At 40.8% G+C, this 21,062-nt stretch carries 15 protein-coding genes and 1 rRNA gene (1 of these 16 running past the window's edge); 10 read left to right on the top strand and 6 right to left on the bottom strand.

The genetic code is table 11. The annotated features are described in order from the left end of the window. The 3 genes from L641_RS22325 to rhlB all read right to left on the bottom strand — a co-directional run. Window positions 1–164, bottom strand: a 16S ribosomal RNA gene (locus L641_RS22325) (it extends 1,370 nt beyond the left edge of the window). A gap of 528 nt (window positions 165–692) precedes the next feature. Then, window positions 693–2,186 (bottom strand): guanosine-5'-triphosphate,3'-diphosphate diphosphatase, encoded by a 1,494-nt coding sequence (gene gppA / locus L641_RS0111800; RefSeq protein ID WP_024601997.1) that lies wholly within the window; start codon window positions 2,184–2,186, stop codon window positions 693–695. Between the two features lie 45 nt (window positions 2,187–2,231). Beyond that, complete coding sequence (rhlB, locus tag L641_RS0111795) at window positions 2,232–3,509, bottom strand: ATP-dependent RNA helicase RhlB (protein ID WP_010392673.1); 1,278 nt, start codon at window positions 3,507–3,509, stop codon at window positions 2,232–2,234. A 91-nt stretch (window positions 3,510–3,600) separates the two neighbouring features. On the opposite strand from rhlB, the gene trxA reads away from it, so the two are divergent. Together trxA and rho are read left to right on the top strand one after the other, a co-directional pair. Next, on the top strand, window positions 3,601–3,927 hold the full coding sequence (gene trxA / locus L641_RS0111790) for a thioredoxin TrxA (protein WP_013463750.1): 327 nt from the start codon (window positions 3,601–3,603) through the stop codon (window positions 3,925–3,927). Window positions 3,928–4,115: 188 nt separating this feature from the next. Continuing rightward, window positions 4,116–5,375, top strand: coding sequence for a transcription termination factor Rho (gene rho, locus L641_RS0111785; protein ID WP_013463749.1), 1,260 nt, complete (start codon window positions 4,116–4,118; stop codon window positions 5,373–5,375). 79 nt (window positions 5,376–5,454) lie between these two features. Here rho and L641_RS0111780 read toward each other — a convergent pair whose 3' ends face one another. Continuing rightward, a complete protein-coding gene (locus tag L641_RS0111780; protein ID WP_024601996.1) occupies window positions 5,455–8,277 on the bottom strand; it encodes a tetratricopeptide repeat protein in 2,823 nt (940 codons plus the stop codon). A 170-nt stretch (window positions 8,278–8,447) separates the two neighbouring features. Here L641_RS0111780 and L641_RS0111775 point away from each other — a divergent pair, with 170 nt between their 5' ends. Then, window positions 8,448–9,029: a DNA-J related domain-containing protein gene (locus tag L641_RS0111775; protein ID WP_024601995.1), complete on the top strand. Its 582-nt coding sequence runs from the start codon at window positions 8,448–8,450 to the stop codon at window positions 9,027–9,029. 9 nt (window positions 9,030–9,038) lie between these two features. Here the strand turns inward: L641_RS0111775 and dbpA are convergent, their stop codons facing one another. Then, window positions 9,039–10,427, bottom strand: coding sequence for an ATP-dependent RNA helicase DbpA (gene dbpA / locus L641_RS0111770; RefSeq protein ID WP_024601994.1), 1,389 nt, complete (start codon window positions 10,425–10,427; stop codon window positions 9,039–9,041). Between the two features lie 194 nt (window positions 10,428–10,621). On the opposite strand from dbpA, the gene L641_RS0111765 reads away from it, so the two are divergent. From L641_RS0111765 to L641_RS0111750, 3 genes are all read left to right on the top strand, one after another. Continuing rightward, entirely contained in the window at window positions 10,622–12,697 is a 2,076-nt protein-coding gene (locus tag L641_RS0111765) for a TonB-dependent receptor (protein WP_024601993.1), read from the top strand. A 157-nt stretch (window positions 12,698–12,854) separates the two neighbouring features. Then, complete coding sequence (locus tag L641_RS0111755; protein ID WP_024601992.1) at window positions 12,855–14,258, top strand: M28 family peptidase; 1,404 nt, start codon at window positions 12,855–12,857, stop codon at window positions 14,256–14,258. Between the two features lie 86 nt (window positions 14,259–14,344). Beyond that, window positions 14,345–15,286, top strand: a complete 942-nt coding sequence (locus L641_RS0111750; RefSeq protein WP_024601991.1) for a tetratricopeptide repeat protein — start codon at window positions 14,345–14,347, stop codon at window positions 15,284–15,286. A gap of 15 nt (window positions 15,287–15,301) precedes the next feature. On the opposite strand, the gene L641_RS0111745 is transcribed toward L641_RS0111750, so the two are convergent. Next, window positions 15,302–16,222, bottom strand: a complete 921-nt coding sequence (locus tag L641_RS0111745) for a DUF808 domain-containing protein (RefSeq protein WP_013463742.1) — start codon at window positions 16,220–16,222, stop codon at window positions 15,302–15,304. A 122-nt stretch (window positions 16,223–16,344) separates the two neighbouring features. Here L641_RS0111745 and L641_RS0111740 point away from each other — a divergent pair, with 122 nt between their 5' ends. From L641_RS0111740 to fre, 4 genes are all read left to right on the top strand, one after another. After that, window positions 16,345–16,623: an MliC family protein gene (locus tag L641_RS0111740; RefSeq protein WP_013463741.1), complete on the top strand. Its 279-nt coding sequence runs from the start codon at window positions 16,345–16,347 to the stop codon at window positions 16,621–16,623. Between the two features lie 67 nt (window positions 16,624–16,690). After that, window positions 16,691–18,721 (top strand): methyl-accepting chemotaxis protein, encoded by a 2,031-nt coding sequence (locus L641_RS0111735; protein WP_024601990.1) that lies wholly within the window; start codon window positions 16,691–16,693, stop codon window positions 18,719–18,721. 71 nt (window positions 18,722–18,792) lie between these two features. Further along, window positions 18,793–20,259 (top strand): 4-hydroxy-3-polyprenylbenzoate decarboxylase, encoded by a 1,467-nt coding sequence (gene ubiD / locus L641_RS0111730; RefSeq protein WP_013463739.1) that lies wholly within the window; start codon window positions 18,793–18,795, stop codon window positions 20,257–20,259. Between the two features lie 86 nt (window positions 20,260–20,345). After that, on the top strand, window positions 20,346–21,059 hold the full coding sequence (gene fre, locus L641_RS0111725) for an NAD(P)H-flavin reductase (protein WP_024601989.1): 714 nt from the start codon (window positions 20,346–20,348) through the stop codon (window positions 21,057–21,059). Window positions 21,060–21,062: the final 3 nt, after the last annotated feature.

Here is a 21,062-nt window from a genome sequence, read left to right as displayed (position 1 = left end):
GTCGTTTCCAACTGTTGTCCCCCACCTCAAGGCATGTTCCCAAGCATTACTCACCCGTCCGCCGCTCGTCATCTTCTAGCAAGCTAGAAATGTTACCGCTCGACTTGCATGTGTTAGGCCTGCCGCCAGCGTTCAATCTGAGCCATGATCAAACTCTTCAATTAAAAAGTTTTATGTCTTTCGACAGCTCAATGAATTCTGAATTTATTTAATATCTTTCGATATTGAATTGACTGTGCTGAATAATTACCTAAGTAACTATTCTGTTGGTCACTCAGTTTCAATTGAGACTCTAAATTTGTTTGCCTCACTACCTAAATAGCTTGGCTGTTAGAACTCAATCTGTACGAGTGCCCACACAGATGATTGCTTTATATTGTTAAAGAACGTTGCGATTAAAGCGTTTAACTTTATCTCGCTAGGGCTGCGCATACTACGCTTTCCTATTTTTTTGTCAACACTTAATTTTTTTAAACTTGAAAGTTTTCGAAACTAAGTTTTACTCGACTCACTAAGTAGCTCGTGCCTCGCTATGCGTTGCGCTCTGCCGTCTCAGTGGGGTCGCATTATAGGGAGATCCGAAAACAGATCAACCCTTTTTTGAAGAAAACTTGAAATAAATGACTGTTCGAACAAAATTACAACTAAACGCTCATTTTAACCACTAAAAACTGTGGTAAAGAGCGGTTTGACTAGTTTACTTTAAGTTTCCAACCACATTTTTTCTGATACTTAATCTCTTGATTTAGCTCACTTGCCATTAGTGGGTGATTTTTTAACCAATCGCTTTCAAATTGAATAGCTAACTCTTCATTTTCAGCTGTTATCTTAAAGTTGGGCAAGACATCATCTTGGCGGCGCATAGATAAAATAACGGCAACACGTAATAGTCGAACGATATACGTTGCAACGTTACTGTGCGCACCTAAATGATCTAAACATCCTTTTTGAAGGTCTGAACGATGGCTGTTGGCAATCGCAACGATCACTTTGTGTTCTGATTGCGAAAAACCTGGCATATCGGTATTTTCTAAAATGTAAGCGGTATGTTTGTGGTATTGCTTGTACTCTATTAATAAACCAATCTCATGAAGTTGCGCCACGGCATTTAAAAGCGGTAATCCACTTAATGCTTCTATCGGCCAATAGTGATTAACCTCGCTAGCTAATTGTAAAGCTAAGCCGGATACTCGCGATGCTTGCTTTTGATCCACATGATAACGATTCATAAAACCATCAATCGTACGTTGACGAATGTCGTTATTATGCAGTTCCGGTAGCATGCTATATAAAACACCTTCACGAAGCGCGCCACCCGCCAATCCCATTTGTTCTATTTCTAGTGACTCAAACAGTGCAATTAAGATAGCCAGCCCAGATACAAACACTAAACGTCGCTCTTCACTTAACCCTGGCAAGTCGAGTTCAGCTATAGTCTCATAAGCAATAGATTGTTGCTTAATGGTGTATAGCTTTTCAAGGGTGAGCATTTCATTTAAATTTTGTGCCACCATGATTTCTTGAATAGCTTGTACGGTCCCTGACGCACCAGAGGCAAGTTGCCAACCAGCCGTTTTATACTCAGGCGCTATTTCATCAATAACAGTACGCGCGGCTTTAATAGCAGTATTAAAGTTCGCTTCATTTAACTGGCAATCTTTAAAGTAGCGTTCAAGGTAAGTTACACACCCTATATTAAGACTTTTATAGTGACGTGCTTCAAAGCCTTGACCAATTACCACTTCAGTACTCGCACCACCAATATCAATAACTAGCTGTTTGCCCGCACATGAAGAAGTGTGCGCAACTCCTTTGTAAATAGTTCGCGCTTCTAGCTCACCACTAATAACATTAACTTTATGGCCTAATATTTTTTCAGCACGTAATTTAAAGTCGTCGGCGTTGGTTGCTAAACGAAGTGTTGCAGTGGCAACAATGGTGATGTTTTTCTTGGGAATATCTTGCAAACGTTCCGCAAACAAGGCCAAACACTCCCAGCCTCGTTGCATAGCCTCTAAGCTCAATAGATTATTATCATCAAGCCCAGCGGCGAGTCTTACTTTGCGTTTGACGCGACCTATTGTTTGCAAGCCACCCGCCACTGATTTGGCAATAAGCATATGAAAGCTATTTGAGCCCAAATCAATGACTGCATATACATTTTTTTGCGGTTTAAGTTGCCCCACCGTTCAAAAACCTCTAGTTACGAATACTATCAAACTAACGGTCGGTTAAGACCGTCCTTTTTGGTAACCATTATTTGGGCGACGTCCGTTGTTATTACTACGATTACGTGGACCGGTAGAAAAATTACGTTTTCTGTGAATAGTCGGCTTAGTCAAATCATCTAGCAATGCACTTTTATCGTAATGCGATAAAGGGATGCTGTGCTCGATGTACTCTTCAATTTCATGAAGGTTATAAGCATACTGCTCACACGCAAAGCTAATTGCATGACCCGAAGCGCCTGCACGAGCTGTACGACCAATACGGTGAACGTAATCTTCGCAATCATCAGGTAAGTCAAAGTTAAATACATGACTTACTTCTGGAATATGTAAACCACGCGCAGCAACATCGGTAGCCACTAAAAAGTCTAGCTCGCCTTTACTAAATTGCGCGAGTATTGATTGACGTTTCTTTTGGTTTACATCACCGGTGAGCATACCCACTCGATGTCCATCTGCTTTTAACCATGCATACACAGTTTCACAGCTGTGTTTGGTATTTGCAAAAACAATGGCTTTCTCAGGCCATTCTTCTTCAATCAAGGTTAACAACAGCTTAATTTTATCTTCTTGTGAAGGATGAAATAGCTCTTCTTGAATACGCTTACCCGTTTTTACATCGGGTTCTATTTGCACATGCTCTGGGTTTGTCATGTGTTCAAATGCAAGCTCTTGTACACGATACGACAGTGTGGCAGAGAATAATAAGTTTAAACGTTCTGATGTATCCGGCATACGACGGAACATATAACGGATATCTTTAATAAAGCCTAAATCGAACATACGATCGGCTTCATCTAGCACGACTACCTCAATTTCATTAAGGGTGTAACAGCCTTGCTTGTACAGATCTATTAGGCGACCTGTAGTACCAATTAAAATATCAACGCCTTTTTCTAGTTGTGCACGTTGTTTTTCGTAATCTTCGCCACCATATACTAAACCTAAGTTAAGATTACAGTGCGGCGCTAAAATTTTTGCATCTTTGTGTATCTGAATCGCAAGCTCCCGAGTTGGGGCCATGATCAGGGCTCTTGGATGTTTACTAGGTGCTTTGCTAGATTGTAATAACCGGTGGCATGTGGCGGTTAAAAACGCCAACGTTTTGCCTGTACCTGTTTGTGCTTGGCCCGCAATATCGCGCCCTTCACAAATAAACGGTAGGCATTTAGCTTGAATGGGTGTGCAATATTCAAACCCACTTTCGGTTAACCCGGCAACCACTTCCGGTGCAATAGCAAAGTCTGAAAACTTTTTATCGGTCAAATGTGTCTTAGTCATAGCGTTTAAGCATAACGTTTAAACTTGCAATAAGAAACAAGAGTGTTTAAATACGCACTAAATATTTCGCCTAACTAAACCGGAGAGCGCAATGAGCGAGAAAATAATCCAAATTACCGACGATAGCTTTGAAGCTGACGTATTACAATCAGACAAACCTGTACTAGTAGACTTTTGGGCTGAATGGTGCGGACCGTGTAAAATGATCGCCCCAATTCTAAGCGAAGTTGCTGAGGAATTTGATGGCCGTGTAACGATTACTAAATTAAACATTGACCAAAACGCAGGTACTCCACCTAAATTTGGTATTCGTGGTATTCCTACACTACTACTTTTCAAAGATGGTCAAGTGGCTGCAACTAAAGTAGGCGCACTATCAAAAACACAATTAGTTGAGTTTTTAGAAAACAACATCTAAGTGTAAATTTATAAAAAAAGGGCGCTCAGCCCTTTTTTTATTATTTATTTTACAGAAGTACTGGACGCTGCAGTAATGACCTGCTAGTTTATAAAGCCAACTAATCCTTAGTTATATTCAACAAACCTCACTCAACGATCTAATAAAGCGATTTTGAGTATGACAACTGTAATAAAGAACCCACCAATATGCATTTACGCGAATTAAAAGACAAGTCTATAAAAGAGCTTGTAAACTTAGCTGAGTCCATGGGGCTCGAAAACGTAGCCCGCTTAAGAAAGCAAGACATTATTTTTGCTATTCTTAAATCCCACGCCAAAGGCGGAGAGAATATCTTCGGCGGTGGTGTATTAGAAATTTTGCAAGATGGTTTTGGCTTTTTAAGATCATCAGAAGCTTCTTACTTAGCTGGCCCAGATGATATTTATGTATCTCCAAGCCAAATTCGCCGTTTTAGTATGCGTACTGGCGACTCTATTTCAGGTCTTATTCGTCCGCCAAAAGATGGTGAGCGTTACTTTGCTTTACTTAAAGTAAACGAAGTTAATTTTGATAAACCTGAAAACTCTCGCACTAAAATCCTTTTTGAAAACCTGACACCACTACATGCAAACGAACGTTTTCGTATGGAACGTGGTAACGGCAGTAAAGAAGATATTACCGCACGAGTTCTTGATTTAGCGTCACCCATTGGCCGCGGCCAACGTGGTTTATTAGTAGCACCGCCAAAAGCGGGTAAAACCATGTTGCTACAAAATATTGCGCAATCAATCACACATAACCACCCTGATGTTACATTAATGGTTTTACTTATTGATGAACGTCCGGAAGAAGTGACTGAGATGCAACGCCTAGTAAAAGGTGAAGTTATTGCATCAACATTCGATGAACCAGCATCTCGCCATGTACAGGTTGCTGAAATGGTTATCGAAAAAGCAAAGCGCTTAGTTGAACACAAAAAAGACGTGGTGATTTTACTTGATTCAATCACACGTTTAGCACGTGCTTACAACACCGTTATTCCATCATCAGGTAAAGTATTGACCGGTGGTGTAGATGCTAATGCATTACATAAGCCTAAACGTTTCTTTGGTGCTGCACGTAACGTTGAAGAAGGCGGTAGCTTAACAATTATTGCGACTGCGCTTATTGATACCGGCTCTAAAATGGATGAAGTTATCTACGAAGAGTTTAAGGGTACGGGTAACATGGAACTACACCTTAACCGTAAAATTGCGGAAAAACGTGTATTCCCAGCTATCGACTTTAACCGTTCTGGTACGCGTCGTGAAGAATTACTTACTAAGCCTGATGAGCTCCAAAAGCTGTGGATTTTACGTAAGATAGTCCATGACATGTCAGAAATTGATGCCATGGAATTTTTAATCGATAAACTATCGATGAGTAAAACCAACGATGAGTTTTTTGATTCGATGAAACGTCAGTAATCTGAACGCTGGTTAAATAAACGTTTTTAAATAAAAAAGACACCAGATGGTGTCTTTTTTATTTTTAGAGTAAATCAGCTTATCCGTATTGCTTAAGCAGTACCAGCAAGTCATTTACTAATGTTGTTAACTTTTGAGTGTTAATTTGTGACTGAAGTAATTCATCATCTAGTGCTTTTGCCACTAATGCTATTTCTTTAAACTCAAACATTTGTGCCGCACCTAAAACTCGGTGGCTATCTTTTTGCAGCGATTTATAATCTCCAACTTTAAAATGCTGTTCAATTAGCTCACTTTCTGTAATCAGGCTTTGTTTAAAACTCGCTACTAAATCACTCATATCTACATGGATACTTTCTGTCGATGAATCCTCATTTGCTGAGCTTAAGTATTTAGCTAAAACAGTGTAAAAAGATTCTTTGTCTATTGGTTTTGCTAAATAATCGCTAAAACCAAGTGATAAGTAGTGGTCAATCTCGTGGCTCATGGCATTGGCCGTTAACGCTAAAATAGGCTGCTCATAGCCACATTGTTTGAGTAGTTCAAACGCAGAAATACCATCCATAACGGGCATTTGAATATCTAAAAGCACCAAATCCGGATACAGTTTTAAACTTTGCTCTACGGCTTGCTCACCATTTTCAACGGCAATCACTTCAAGTCCTAGGGAGTGTAAATAACGACTGATCAGTTTGCGGTTATCACTGTGATCCTCAGCAAGCACCACCTTACCGGATAACAACCTATGCCCTGCAGCCGATTTAGCCTGCATATCATCGTGGCAAACTTGCTCTTCAACTTGTATACAAGGCAAATAGAACGAAAACTCACTGCCCTTTTTAAACTCACTCTGCACGCTAATATAGCCACCCATCATCGCTGCTAACTGCTGCGACAAACTCAAGCCCAAACCGGTACCGCCAAAACGTCGGCTAATGCTGTTATCTGCTTGACTAAAGCATTCAAAAATAAGCTTAAGCTGTGAGGAGCTCATACCAATTCCGGTATCTTGAATACAAAAGAGCAGCCCTTGATCCGTTTTGCTAACAGCAATTGTTACGTGCCCCTTATGAGTAAACTTAATGGCATTGGCGCATAAATTAATAAGTATTTGTTTTACTCGAGTTAAATCTAGCCGCGTAAAATAGGTATCACCTAACTGACTCTCTAATATCAGTGACAAGCCTTTCGCTTTAGTTTGTGGAGAAAACATAGCATGAACATCGTTGATCAATCGCACCATATCAAAACAGCTAATGTTAAGTTCTAGCCTGTTTGCTTCGATTTTACTTAAATCAAGCACATCATTAATCAGGCTTCTTAAATGCTCACTTTGTCGTTGTATTACCCTAAGCTCATCTTGTAATTGCTCAGCCTTATACTGACCACTAATAAGATCGTCAGTTTGCGCCAAAATAGCGGTTAATGGCGTTCTAATTTCATGGCTTATATTCGCTAAAAACTGGCTTTTAACCTCGTTAGCTTCACGCAGTTCTTGCGCCACACTTTGCAGCTCTTTGGTGCGCTGTTCAACTTGCTCACTCAGCTTTAACTTCGCTTGTTTTTCTGTTCGGCGTTTATAAACAGCAATTACTGTAATTAAAATCAATATGGCAACAATCACCAATAAGAACGTCAGCTGTGAACGTTTAGCTATTTGTAATTCTTGTAAGTATTGTTGCTGTTTTAATTGTTTAATTTCTTGGTTTAGCTGATTTGATTCAAACTGAATTTGAAATTGACTGACCGCTTTTGAGGCTTCTTCGGTATTAACACTGCGCTGATAATCAACATACTGTTGATGCAAACTTAACGCTTTTTCATAATCCCCTAAGCTAGCATGGATAAGCGCTTCAACCCCCAAACCGTCTTTTATGCGCATGCCATTATTATACTCTTTGGCAAGCGTAATTGAACGCTCTGAGGTTTCTTTAGCATTTTCTGTATCGCCTTGCACAAATTGAACAGTCGATAACACATGTAAGGCAGCCGCTAGTAAAGACTTATTATCAGCCTCAAGTGCAAACTGTTGCCCTGCATTAGCATGATATAACGCGACATCAAATTTATTTAATTTAAGATTAATTGTGGCTAAATTGGTGTGCTTAGTCGAAAGCTGAAAGGCGTTATTAACACTTTGATAGTAGCGCAAAGCTAATTGGTTGTAATGCAACGCTAACTGGTACTGCCTCGATTCAGTGTACGCCACACCCATGTTACCGTATACCTGTGCAACGCCATCGTCATCACCAAGCTCTTGAAAAACTTTTAAAACCTCACGATACATCTCAAGCGCGGACTCATACCGAGAGAGACGAATATAAATACCGGCGATATTATGTAATATATCGGCTTTATCTTGTGCGCTCCCCTCTTTTTCATAAATGACTTTGGCTTGCTGATAATAATCGAGGGCTAGCTCCATGTTATACATATCAAAGTAAGCGAGCCCAATATTACTGAGTAAGTTAGCCTGTTTAATCGGGCTTTTAAGGGTAATGGCAATGTTTAACGCGCGATTATAATCAACGACCGCTTGTTGCACTAACCCTTGATAATAAAGCACCACGCCTCGCATTTTAATTGCACGAAAATAAAGTTTTGGCTGTTCTTTAAGGGTGCTATTCGCCTCTAGTAATTTAAAATACTTTAGTGCATTAGCTAAATCACTCTGTGTAAACGCCAGCTCCGCTAAGTCACTGTAAATGGTCACGCGTTGTAAATTTGGAAGATCAGGGTTAGCTAATATGTCTGTTGCAAGGCGGTGCTTTTTAGTCCATGTTTGCTCAAGATCGAACTGCTCAAACAAACTTGTCTGCTCATTGGATAAAGCGTCGTTTGATGCACCACTCAGTACAACCAAAAGACCAATAAAGCAGATGCGCTTTAACCGAGTCAGCATAAAAATATCCTTTAATCCTTGCTAGCCATAATAAAATGACACCCAAACAATATGTAAACATCTAATTTAGACCAATATAAAACAGGCATTCACGCCCACTCCTTGGGGTTTAATGTTACTTAGGTGTATGATAATTTGTTCAAGATACACCAATTAATAGATTGTAAACAATGCTTAACCCACTGATAGATGAGATTTTTGAACTATTAATCAATAATAAAGTGTGGATGGTTCATACTTTAGCATCGGAACTAAAAGAACGTGGGCTACTTGATACCTTAGCAGCTGATCCTGGGCGTGATTTATTTAAACGTAATTTTTTAATTATGAATGCACTTTATCAGTTACAGCAGCAAGTTATGCCAAAACAGCAGCTACTGATTAAAAGTTTACATATTGAACTGGTGAGCGACCCTCGCCAAAACCAACTTCACCCAAACGATCCGCTGCGTGACTACTACTTAAACTGGCAAAACTTTGAAACATCAACAGCAGAAATTAACGCATTATTAGATAGCTTTTGGCAACGTTTCAGTAAGCCTAAACAACATGAAGCGCCTTTAAGTGCTCAGCAACATCAGCAATTAATCGCTCGCTGGCAATTAGTACAACCAATTACCTTAAAAACATTACAAAAGCGCTGGCGACAACTAGCCGTTCAGCATCATCCAGACAAACAAGGGGGTGATAATGAAGTGTTTAAACAATTAAAAATGGAATATGAGCAACTCAAGGCGAGCTGCTCATCTTAAAATGTAAAACTAGCGCGTCAGGCGACGAGCACGGATTTTACGCCCTTTAATATTGCCTTCGGTTAATTTACGTAACGCGGGTTTAGATGAGTTACGCTCTACCGCGACAAAAGCCACGTTATCAAGTACATTAATTTTACCCACTTGGCGCCCTGCTATACCATCTTTCCCGGTTAATGCCCCTAAGATATCACCCGCGCGCACTTTTTGCTTTTTACCCGCATCTATCATCAAGGTCACCATTTCAGGTTTGTATGGAGGCTTATCTAATAGGTTATAAGATGGCATTGGCTCAGGGGTAAAATCACGCTCATAGTGGTCACCAATTTGCGCTACTTTAAATTGCTCAGCATCACCGTAAATAGAACACGCAATGCCTTTTTTGCCCGCTCGCCCGGTACGCCCTACACGGTGAACATGCGTTTGTGGATCATGCGCTAAGTGATAGTTAATTACCATGTCCATATCATCAATATCTAAGCCGCGTGCTGCTACATCGGTTGCCACTAAAATAGACGCACTCTTATTGGCAAAATGAATCAGTGTACGCTCACGGTCACGCTGCTCTAAATCGCCATGTAATGCAACAGCGCTGAAGCCTTCATCGGCTAAATCATCACATACTTGCTGTGTTTCTACCTTGGTATTACAAAACACCACACAACTTTGTGGGGTAAATTTAAGTAATAGTAATTTAAGGGTTGGATAACGTTGCTTATTATTATCCATTTTATAGAAGTATTGCTTGATAGTGCTTTTTTCTTGCTGCTCTTCTACTTTAATCATTTCAGGGTTGCTCAGAACACGCTTTGCAATGGCTTCTATTGATTTTGGAAAAGTCGCGCTAAATAACAATGTTTGACGATTTGTTGGAATACACTCAATTATGGCATCGAGGGTGTCTTGAAAACCCATATCAAGCATTTGGTCAGCTTCATCAAGTACCAGCGTTTCAACATCATCTAAGCGCAATGTACCTTTACGAATATGGTCGTCAACTCGCCCTGGTGTACCTACAATAATATGCGCACCATGTTCAAGTGAGCCAATTTGAGGACCAATTGATACCCCGCCACACAAAGTTAAAATTTTAATATTATGAATACCGCGTGCTAATTTACGCATTTCAACCGCTACCTGCTCTGCAAGCTCACGGGTTGGGCACAGCACTAACGACTGAATACGAAAGCGCTTAACATTCAGCTTGGCTAAAACGCCCAGACTAAATGCCGCTGTTTTACCTGAGCCTGTTTTAGCTTGGGCAATAATATCTTTACCACTTAAAACAGGAGGCAGGCTTTGTGCCTGTACAGGAGTCATTTGGGTGTAGCCGAGTGTTGATAAATTATCAACTAACCCAGAAGGTAAGGCCAACGATGAAAAAGCAGTTGCGGTCACAGTAAATTCCATAGCAAAAAAATAACTTGAGAAAAGTCTCAATAAATATGCGGCTAATAATAGCAGATTTAACAATTAGCAACCATTAACAACGCACGATAAAAAGTGCAAATAAAGATATTGCAAATGATAGTTATTTTCATTAAGATCTGCGGCGTTTTACTATTCTAATAACTCTAAGCCGGAAGCTACTAATGAAACTTAACCCACTTTTTATCGCACTTTTAGCCAGTACCTCTGCAAATGTATTCGCTAACACCGCAAATATAGAGCGCATTGAAGTAAAAGGCAGTTACTTCAACGACTACAAAGTAGATAATGCCAGTGGCGCAATGAGAACCTCAACCTCATTACTCGATACCGCACAATCAGTCACTGTTATTACAGATACAATTGTAAATGAGCAACTAGCAACCACCTTAGGTGAAGTACTAAGTAACGATGCGAGTTTAACGCCAGGATCTAAGCAACGTAATCGTGAAGTATTTAACTTACGTGGTTTTGAGTTAAGTTCATCAACCGGCTACCTGCGTGATGGCCACCAGCATTGGTCGCACTATCAACAACCCATTGAAATTTTAGAGCAAGTTGAAGTAATTAAAGGACCATCGAGTATTTTGTACGGCCAATCGGGCCCTGGCGGCTTAGTAAATATGGTGACCAAAAAGCCAACCACACAAACGTTATTTAATGCCAGTGCCGATGTCGATCAACATGGCTCAACTCGCTTTATGCTTGATGCTGGCGGCGCATTGACTGAAGCTGAAGATTTACGTGCCCGTGGCGTATTAGTAAAACAAGATGTTGAATATTGGCGTGAGTATCAAAACGGTGATAACCGCGAACGCGATCGTTTTTTAGGTGCATTAGTGGTTGATTACGATATTAGCGATAATGCCTTAGTACGTGTTCACTATGACCGTACAGATGACGAAGCAGGTCTAGATACGGGTGCTTGGATCGATAATGATGCCAATATCATTGGTAACGATAAAACAATTCATGACATGTCTTGGGCCTTTACCGACATCACCGTTGAAAACATGGGCATTGATTTTAAGATGTTTTTAACCGACAACTGGCACGTAAATTTAGGCTACAACGAGCAAACATTTGAACGCCAGCGTTTTGAGTCAGCACCACGTAAGCCAAGTGACTTTATCGAAGGCGATAGTTATCAGTCACGCCCTTACGATCGCTTTGATGATTGGCAGTTTAAAACTGCTTTTATCGACTTTATTGGCGAATTTGAAACCGTGGGTGTGCATCATCAATTACTTGTAGGCGCTAATTCACTGGATTATTACTATGGCCAATTACGCACATCTGCTGATACGATTAATTTTTCTGCCGGTCAAAATGAGCCTAATCGCCCAAATATAAGTTACAAATCAGATGATACTGTTAGCTCATCTGCCTACGACTACTACGGGATTTATATCCAAGATTTGATTTCGTTCTCGCCTAAATGGCAACTATCACTGGGTGGTCGTTACGATAAACAAAGTAAAGAAAACAGCAATAACGAATCGTTCGTACCTAAGGTCGGCGTACTTTACCATCCAAATGCATCAGCAACCGTATACGCAAGTTACTCGGAAGGATTTGAGCCGCAAAACGAAACATTAGAAAATGAAAATGATGTTAATAATGGCATGAAACTCGATGCCATTACTTCTGAGCAACGAGAAGTTGGGGTTAAATGGCAACTGTTTGATGATCGATTAATGCTCAGCGGCGCCCTATTTGATATTAGTAAAACAGGCACCTTAGTGAGCGAAAATCTGATTAATCCTATTGGTGATATAACCAGCATAACCACGCAAGCAGGTGAACAACGCCATAAAGGCTTTGAACTTTCTGCACAAGGTGCTGCTACCGATCGTTTATTTGTTATGGCATCAACCATGTATTTAGATGCTAACTATGAACGAGATGAAGAATTAGAAGGTAAGCGCCCAACCGATGCGCCAAAGTGGTCCGCCTCACTTTGGACCCGTTATGAACTCAACGACGCCATTGCTTTTAATGCCGGCGCTTTTTATGAAGGTGAACGTTTTGCCGATAATGCCAATACAGTAACAAAACAGGGATATACGCGTGTTGATGTTGGCGCAACCTACGCACTTAAGGTAAGTAATACAGATATTAACCTGCGTTTAAACATTGAAAACTTATTCGATAAAAACTACCTAGCCGGTGGTGGATTAAATAACGTGACGGTAGGTGAAGGCACAAACGTGCGTTTAGCAGCGCAATTTAGCTTTTAAATACAAACTTTAAAAAACCATAGCCCACCTCAATTTGAGGTGGGCTTTTTTTTGAACTGACTTTTGAACCCACTGAATAGCCTACTCATCTCATCTATTTTTTATCCTGTTTGTTACATGCTTTAATGGTGTTAATCATTACAAAGGCTCTCTGAATATGAAACAATTGCTCACAGCACTCCTATTTACCACCAGCATGACGGTAAGCGCCAACAACAGTGAATTCACTACAAAACAGCTACAACAAGTAGATGAGGTGCGCACCACCGCCCTTAAAAGTGATTTAAGCTATCAATTACTAGAATCACTCACCACTGAAATAGGCCCGCGCCTACCAGGCACCGAAAACGATAAGAAAGCCGTTGCTTGGGCAAAAGCAAAGTTTGATGAATTAGGCTTTGATAAAGTCTGGTTAGAAGAAGCAACCTTCCCTGAATGGCGTCGCTATAGCGAAAGCGGAAAAATACTCACTCCAAGCGAGCAACCTCTGCATTTAACAGCACTGGGTAACAGCATTAGTACACCCAAAGAGGGGATCAGTGCACCTGTCGTCTTATTCGAAACCCTTGACGAATTAAAAGCTGCACCGGCGAATAGCTTAAAAGGTAAAATTGCTTATATTAATTACCGTATGAACCGTGATATTGACGGCAATGGTTATGGCCCCGCGGTAAAAGCCCGTGCTACTGGAGCAATTGAAGCAGCTAAAAAAGGCGCCGTTGCCTATATGATGCGCTCAGTTAGCACTGGCCACCATCGCTTTGCACATACCGGCGGTAGCTATTATAAAGAAGGGATAACTAAAATACCTAACGTGACTATTGCCAATCCTGATGCTGACCAAATAGCACGATTAGTCGCATTAAACAAAGACGTGTCGGTTAATATTAATGTACAAACCGAAAACCTAGGCGAGGGCACTGGTTATAACGTCATTGGCCAATTTAATGGTACTGAAAACCCTGAGCAATATGTACTTATTGGTGGGCACTTAGATTCGTGGGATTTAGGTACTGGCGCTCTAGATGATGGCGCTGGCGTTACCTTAACCATGGCAGCAGCAAAGCATATTAGTGATGTAAAACGTCCTAAGCGCAGTATTCGTGTTGTGCTTTTTGCAGCTGAAGAACTCGGCCTTTGGGGCGCAAAAGCGTATTTTGCAAAGCATAAAAATGAGCTTAATAACATTGTGGCTGCTGCAGAGTCTGACTTTGGTGCTGATGTAGTTTATGGCTTTGAATCAAATGTAAACGCAGCTTCACTGCCAGTAGTGCGCGCGATTGCCAAAGAGCTTGCGCCATTAAATATTGAATACATTGGCCAAAATGAAGCTAAAGGCGGACCCGATCTCATCCCATTTAAAAATGCAGTTTCTGCACCTATTTTTGAACTGGCACAAGATGGTACTGACTACTTTGATTACCACCATACAGCGGATGACACCCTTGATAAAGTAACACCCGCTAAACTTCGTCAAAACACCGCTGCTTATGCTGTATTTGCGTTAATGGCCGCCGACGCTAAAACGACCATTGAACCAAAAGCACGCACTAAAGAGTAACTGACATAATTACTTACAGTTTGCTGCTTTAACTAATACGCTCATTGTTTTAACTTAAAGAGAATTAAAACAGGGAGCGTATTTTCATGCTGCTTTTCAATACCAGTGAGTCTTTTCCTCATTTTACACAAGTACAGTGCTGCCCTAATTGCAAAAGTAACAGCTATCACTTAGTTAACCAAAGCCGCTTTTTGCGCTTTACTATTCTTCCTATAGTTCCGATAAAGTTGAGCTATAAACGCGAGTGCTATCAATGTGGACATTGTGAGCCTACAAGCATTAAAAAGTTACCCCTGTTCGAAAAGCTAAGCCTACCCAAATACTGTATTGGGTTAGTTTTATTGCTGTGGGTATTGTTATTTTTTTACCAAAAACACCTTAATGCTGAGGCGCTAAAACAAAGTTATTTAACCAACCCCAAAGCCTACGACACCTATTTAGTAAAGGCCGATAAATTCACTCATGAACCGTGGACACTGACTAATTTAAAAGTCGCGCAAGTGCTGAGCTTTGATCAGCAATTTATAACGTTTCAGGTGAGTAATTACAGCTATAAGCGCAGCAGCGCTATAACCACAGCAATGCGTGCCAGTTTATTAGTGCAAAGAGATTACTTTTCGTCTAAAACCATCACCCTACCTCGTAATGAAATAAAACGCTTATACAAGGATGACATTATATTCGACGTGCTGCGCCCCTATGCAAATAGTTTATATGGGGGATTTGTGATGTTTCCGCCACAGCCAAAACCTTTATATAAAGGAGTAAAGCTCGATAAAAATAATCAACAAGGAATTATGTACCACAAAGATGGGCAATACGATGAAGCGCTAGAAAGCTTTACTCTTGCAGCGCAAACAGGTTCTCAATGGGGGCAACTAAATCTGGCGCAAATGTATCGCGACGGGCAAGGCACAGAGAAAAACGCCCCACAAGCTATTTATTGGTATAAAAAAGCCATTGCTCAAGGTAATAGCAAAGCTAAACACGAGCTTGAGCAATTATGTAAAAGTGCACAATGTGAATAATGTAAAGTAGCGCGATTACGCCGCGCTACTATGGGTTTTAAAGAGCTTAGTATAGGTTACATGCATAATAACAATAACCAAACCCGCAACCACACCAAGTAAGCCATCAAATACTAAAGGGGCTAGCATCTCACCTACCCCACCTAAAGTTGACTGGGCGTAATGTGTGATATCAATCTGCGTATGATGCAGTAACTCAACACCATGCACTAAAATTCCACCCCCCACTAAAAACATGGCGATTGTACCTGCAAAGGCTAAAAACTGCATAAGTCGGGGAGCTGCTGCAAGTAGGCCTTTACCCAGTAATTCTTTAAATTTATTCGCAGAGAGTTTTGATTGGTTAAGTAAATACAATCCTGCATCATCAAGTTTTACAATTCCAGCTACCAGTCCATAAACACCAATTGTCATGATGATGGCAATAACACTTAGCACCAGTGCTTGATTCATTAACGTAGCCCCAGCCACAGTCCCTAAGGTAATTACAATAATTTCAGCAGACAGAATAAAGTCAGTACGAATAGCACCTTTTACTTTTTGCCTTTCATATTCAACTAAATCTAACTTTTCATCATCATCTATCGTTTCCTCATGGTGAGGTAAAAAGCGAGCAAATACTTTTTCAGCGCCTTCAAAACATAAAAATAAACCACCCATCATCAAAAGTGGCGTAATTAGCCAAGGCAACCACACACTAATTAATAACGCAGCAGGGACTAATATCGCTTTATTTAAAAACGACCCTTTTGCCACCGCCCATACTACCGGCAGCTCTCTATCGGCAGTGACCCCTGTAACTTGCTGCGCATTGAGCGCCAAGTCATCTCCTAGTACGCCTGCCGTTTTTTTAGTCGCAACTTTACTCATGGTCGCAATATCATCAAGTAAGGTCGTTATATCATCAAGTAATGTTAAGAGGTTAGTGCCAGCCATGATATTCCCTAGCTAAAAATAAGAGCTTAAACATAACGTAAAGCCTTATTTTCACCAACGGTTAATTTAGCTTTGCTAAGCTCTTAATTAACCAAGCGACTAAATAAGTAAAACACAGCCTAATGAAACACTACGCCATTACTATTGCTTTAATAGCCCTGGTTGCATGCAATGAGCAACCCATTACAACAAACTACATGTGCGATAACACCGCTGCACAGCTAGATATTATTAGCAACAAACAGGCGACGCTCCGCTTTAATAAGCATGATTATTTATTAACTCATGAGGTGAGTGCCTCTGGTAGCAAATATATTAATACCAAGGTACTGTTTTGGAGTAAGGGCGAGCAAGCTATGCTAATAATTAACGGTAAAAAATATCAATGCACAAGCAATTAACCACTAACTAACAACATATTAAAAAACTTGCTACACTAACAAAAGTCTTAATACTGTTGATAAAGTTATGCATTCTATCGCTATAAAACATAAAATAATTTTAGCCTTTTCAGCTATTGGCCTGTTAATGCTCACCAGCTGCATATTTTTTTACTGGTCACTCCATCAAATCAGTACCACTAACTCGCGCATAGAAACGTTAGCGGTTCCGGTACAGCAAGCGAGTAAAGACCTGCGTTTATCGCTACTTTCAATTACTAAATTTAACGCCATTGCTTACAGCCAAACTAAACTTGATTTACTACTGCAAAATAAAAAGCAAGCACACGCAGAGCAAACACAGTTTTTTAATAAATTAGAGACGCTAAAAGCACAAGTTGCCAAGCAACAAAGTATGCAAACATTACTTGTTACTATTCATAATGACTTCACTAAACTAAACACTATAAGCAACGACATGCTTGCAGCAAAAGAGCAACGCTTTAAGGCGCAAAGTACCGCCGCAGCACTGACAGTTACCTTTAATGAACAGCTTCGCGATCTGAGTAACCAATTACTTGATATAGAGCTTATAAACGTAGCGGGCAACCAGCAATCGCTTTTAAATGCAGTCTTTGGCACAGCGACTCGAATTGATGATTTATTATTTACTCTAAACAATAATGTCAAAGGCATTGGGCAAGTAACCACCTCTGAAGATATCAATGCCCACCAACAGGACACTTCTTTTTTACTCGATAATATTCAATCTAATCTTAGTTATTTAGAGCAACAAGCCTCTCCTATTGCAAATAAGCTCAACGCCAATGAGTTAATAGCGGCGTTTAACGATTTAAGCAGCCTATTAAATAATCCTGATGGGCTGTATGCATTGCAGAACACTGTACTCAATAGCAAAGACAAGGTTGATCAGCGGTTTGAAAGTTTTCAACATGCTTTTATCATTATAGAAAATCAACTAATTGAGCTTAATAAACTTGCAGACACGCGCTTTAACTCCCTGCAAGAGAGCGCTAAGTCAGCAATCAATACCGGCTCTAGCTTAGTTATTATTATTGCTTTTGTTTTAATTGTTTTGCTGGTTATTATTTCAGTGTTTACTACTAACGCCATGCTAAAACCACTTAAAAAGGTGAATAAAGAACTCGCACGCATAGCCTCAGGTGACTTTTCACAGCGTAGTAATCCTCTAAGTAAAGACGAGTTTGGTACCCTACTGCATAATACCAATAAGCTTTGTGATGATTTAACTCACCTAATAAAAGGGATCAGTAACGACGCCTACGAACTCGATAATTCAGCCATTCAAACCAGTGAAAAAGGGCAACAAATGACCATCGTTGCTAAGCAACAGCTGGAACGCAGCGCACAAGCAACCTCATTAGCGCAACGTATGCTACAAAGCTCACAAGCCGTTTACGAACAAGCGCAGAGTACCTCAAATGAAATAACGAATGCCTCGCAGTTTGCAAATGATGTCAATGACATTGCAAACAACAATAGCCAAAGTATTGAATCTCTTTTAAGCCGCCTAGATAAAGCCGTCAGCAGCACCGAGGAGCTTGCACAATACACCAAACTGATTGGCGCTATTGTTGATACGATTAGCAGTATTGCAGAGCAAACCAATTTGCTAGCGCTTAATGCGGCCATTGAAGCAGCAAGAGCCGGTGAACATGGTCGAGGATTTGCCGTAGTGGCTGATGAAGTGCGTTCGCTTGCAGCACGAACACAAAGCTCCACTAGCGAAATAACCACCATGATCAACACACTACAACAACATACTCAGTCTACCCAAGCTGAAATAAATGATGGTCAACAACAAGCCAAACATTGTGTTGAAAACAGTACTGAACTAAATGCAGCCGTTGAGCGTATCAAAAGCACGTTAGTATCGGTCAATGCAATGAGCAAAGACATTGCCCATGCATCGCATGAACAACTTGCAAACAGCACTGATATCCAACAAATAATGGCTAAGGTAACCGATCATGCCACCTTAAATGCCGACAATGCGACGACCCTAGCAAGCGAAAGTGAAGATGTTAATCAACTTGCACACTCTTTAAAAGGTGCGGTAGAGCGCTTTAAGTTTTAAGTGCAAGTAATGACTTGGCTTGCATGAACTGGGTATAATACTTTTAACTTTTTGCTAAGTAACGGCCCACAATGAAATACAAAGATCTACGCGATTTTATCGATTTACTTGAAAAACGAGGCGAATTAAAACGCATCAGCCAAGAAATCGACCCGTATCTTGAGATGACCGAAATTGCCGATCGCACACTGCGTGCTAAAGGCCCCGCTTTATTATTTGAAAACCCGAAAGGGTATGACATGCCTGTTCTAGCTAACTTATTTGGTACACCTAAGCGTGTAGCAATGGGTATGGGCCAAGAAGATGTCAGTGAATTACGAGAAGTTGGTAAGTTATTGGCATTTTTAAAAGAGCCAGAACCACCGAAAGGCATTAAAGAAGCCCTTGGACAAATTCCGGTATTTAAGCAAGTCCTTAATATGCCAGCCAAAGAAGTAAAAAAAGCGCCCTGCCAACAAGTTATTTTACAAGGTGACGATGTTGATTTAACCAAGCTTCCTATTCAGCATTGCTGGCCTGGTGATGCTGCGCCTTTAATTACTTGGGGTTTAACCGTTACCAAAGGGCCTTATAAAAAGCGTCAAAATTTAGGGATTTACCGCCAGCAGTTACTTGGCAAAAATAAAATTATTATGCGTTGGTTATCTCATCGTGGTGGCGCGCTTGATTTTCAAGAGTGGTGCAAAGAACACCCTGGTGAGCCGTATCCGGTATCAGTGGCATTAGGGGCTGATCCTGCCACAATTTTAGGGGCGGTTACTCCGGTCCCCGATACATTAAGCGAATATGCTTTTGCCGGTTTATTGCGTGGCAGTAAAACGGAAGTGGTTAAGTCTATTTCGAATGATTTACAAGTACCGGCCAGCGCAGAAATCGTGCTTGAAGGGCATATTATGCCAGGTGAAATGGCACCTGAAGGCCCTTATGGCGACCATACGGGTTACTATAATGAAGTCGATGACTTTCCCGTTATGACAGTCACTCATATTACTCATCGTAAAGACCCTATTTATCACAGTACCTTTACGGGTCGTCCGCCTGATGAGCCAGCTATTTTAGGGGTGGCTTTAAACGAAGTATTTGTGCCAATTTTACAAAAACAGTTTCCAGAAATCGTTGATTTTTATTTACCGCCAGAGGGCTGCTCGTACCGTATGGCCGTGGTTACGATGAAAAAACAATACCCCGGGCACGCCAAGCGCGTAATGATGGGGGTTTGGTCATTCCTACGACAGTTTATGTACACTAAATTTGTTATTGTCTGCGACGATGACATTAACGCCCGAGATTGGAACGATGTAATATGGGCTATTACTACCCGTATGGATCCTGCACGCGACACCACGTTAATTGAAAACACGCCAATAGACTATTTAGACTTTGCATCGCCTGTCTCTGGCCTTGGTTCAAAAATGGGCATGGATGCAACCAACAAATGGCCTGGCGAAACAACCCGTGAGTGGGGCGAACCTATTGTTATGGATCAAGCCACTAAAGATCGCGTTGATGAACTTTGGGATAGCCTAGGTATTCTTTAACGACTTTGGTCTAGGCTATAAACTCACCCTGCGGATATGCTACTATTGCTCAAATAAAGTGCGTATCCGCTAATTTAAGGTAAAACATGCAAACATTACACGCTGACGTTGTCTCTATCAGTCCACTAACAGAATTTGTTCATAAAGTTATTTTAAAGCCGCAGCAACCCGTCACATTTGAAGCTGGCCAATATTTACAATTGGTTTTAGGTGAAAAAGATAAACGTGCGTTTTCAATTGCAAGCCGTCCTTCACAAACGGATGCTTTAGAATTACATATTGGTGCTTCAGTTGCTGACTCATATGCTATGCAATCGCTAGAGCACCTTCGTAGTGCCCACAATAATAATCAAACAGTTACTATTGAAGCGGGCTTAGGTGTTTCTCAACTACGTTTGCAGTGCGAGCGCCCCATTATTTTACTTGCTGGCGGCACAGGCTTCTCTTACGCAAAATCAATGGCCGATCACCTTGCTGAAATAAATTGTCAGCGCCCAGTGCTATTTTATTGGGGTGTTAAAGAAGAGTCTGCGCTGTATGCACACAGCGAAATGAAAGCTTGGGCAGATAGTCATAAGCACTTCGAATTTATTCCTGTGGTAGAAAATCCTACTGACAGCTGGACTGGCCATACTGGTTATGTGCATAAAGCGGTTATGAACGATATCATCTCGCTTGAACCTTATGATATTTACATGGCAGGTCGTTTTGACATGATAGGCATAGTGCGCGATGACTTTATTAGCCACGGTGCCATTCGCGAAAACATGTACGCGGATGCATTTGCTTTTATAAAATAACAG

Source organism: Pseudoalteromonas sp. TB41 (assembly GCF_000497975.1).
In the GTDB taxonomy this organism is placed as follows: domain Bacteria; phylum Pseudomonadota; class Gammaproteobacteria; order Enterobacterales; family Alteromonadaceae; genus Pseudoalteromonas; species Pseudoalteromonas tetraodonis.
This window is presented reverse-complemented; position numbering and strand designations above follow the sequence as displayed.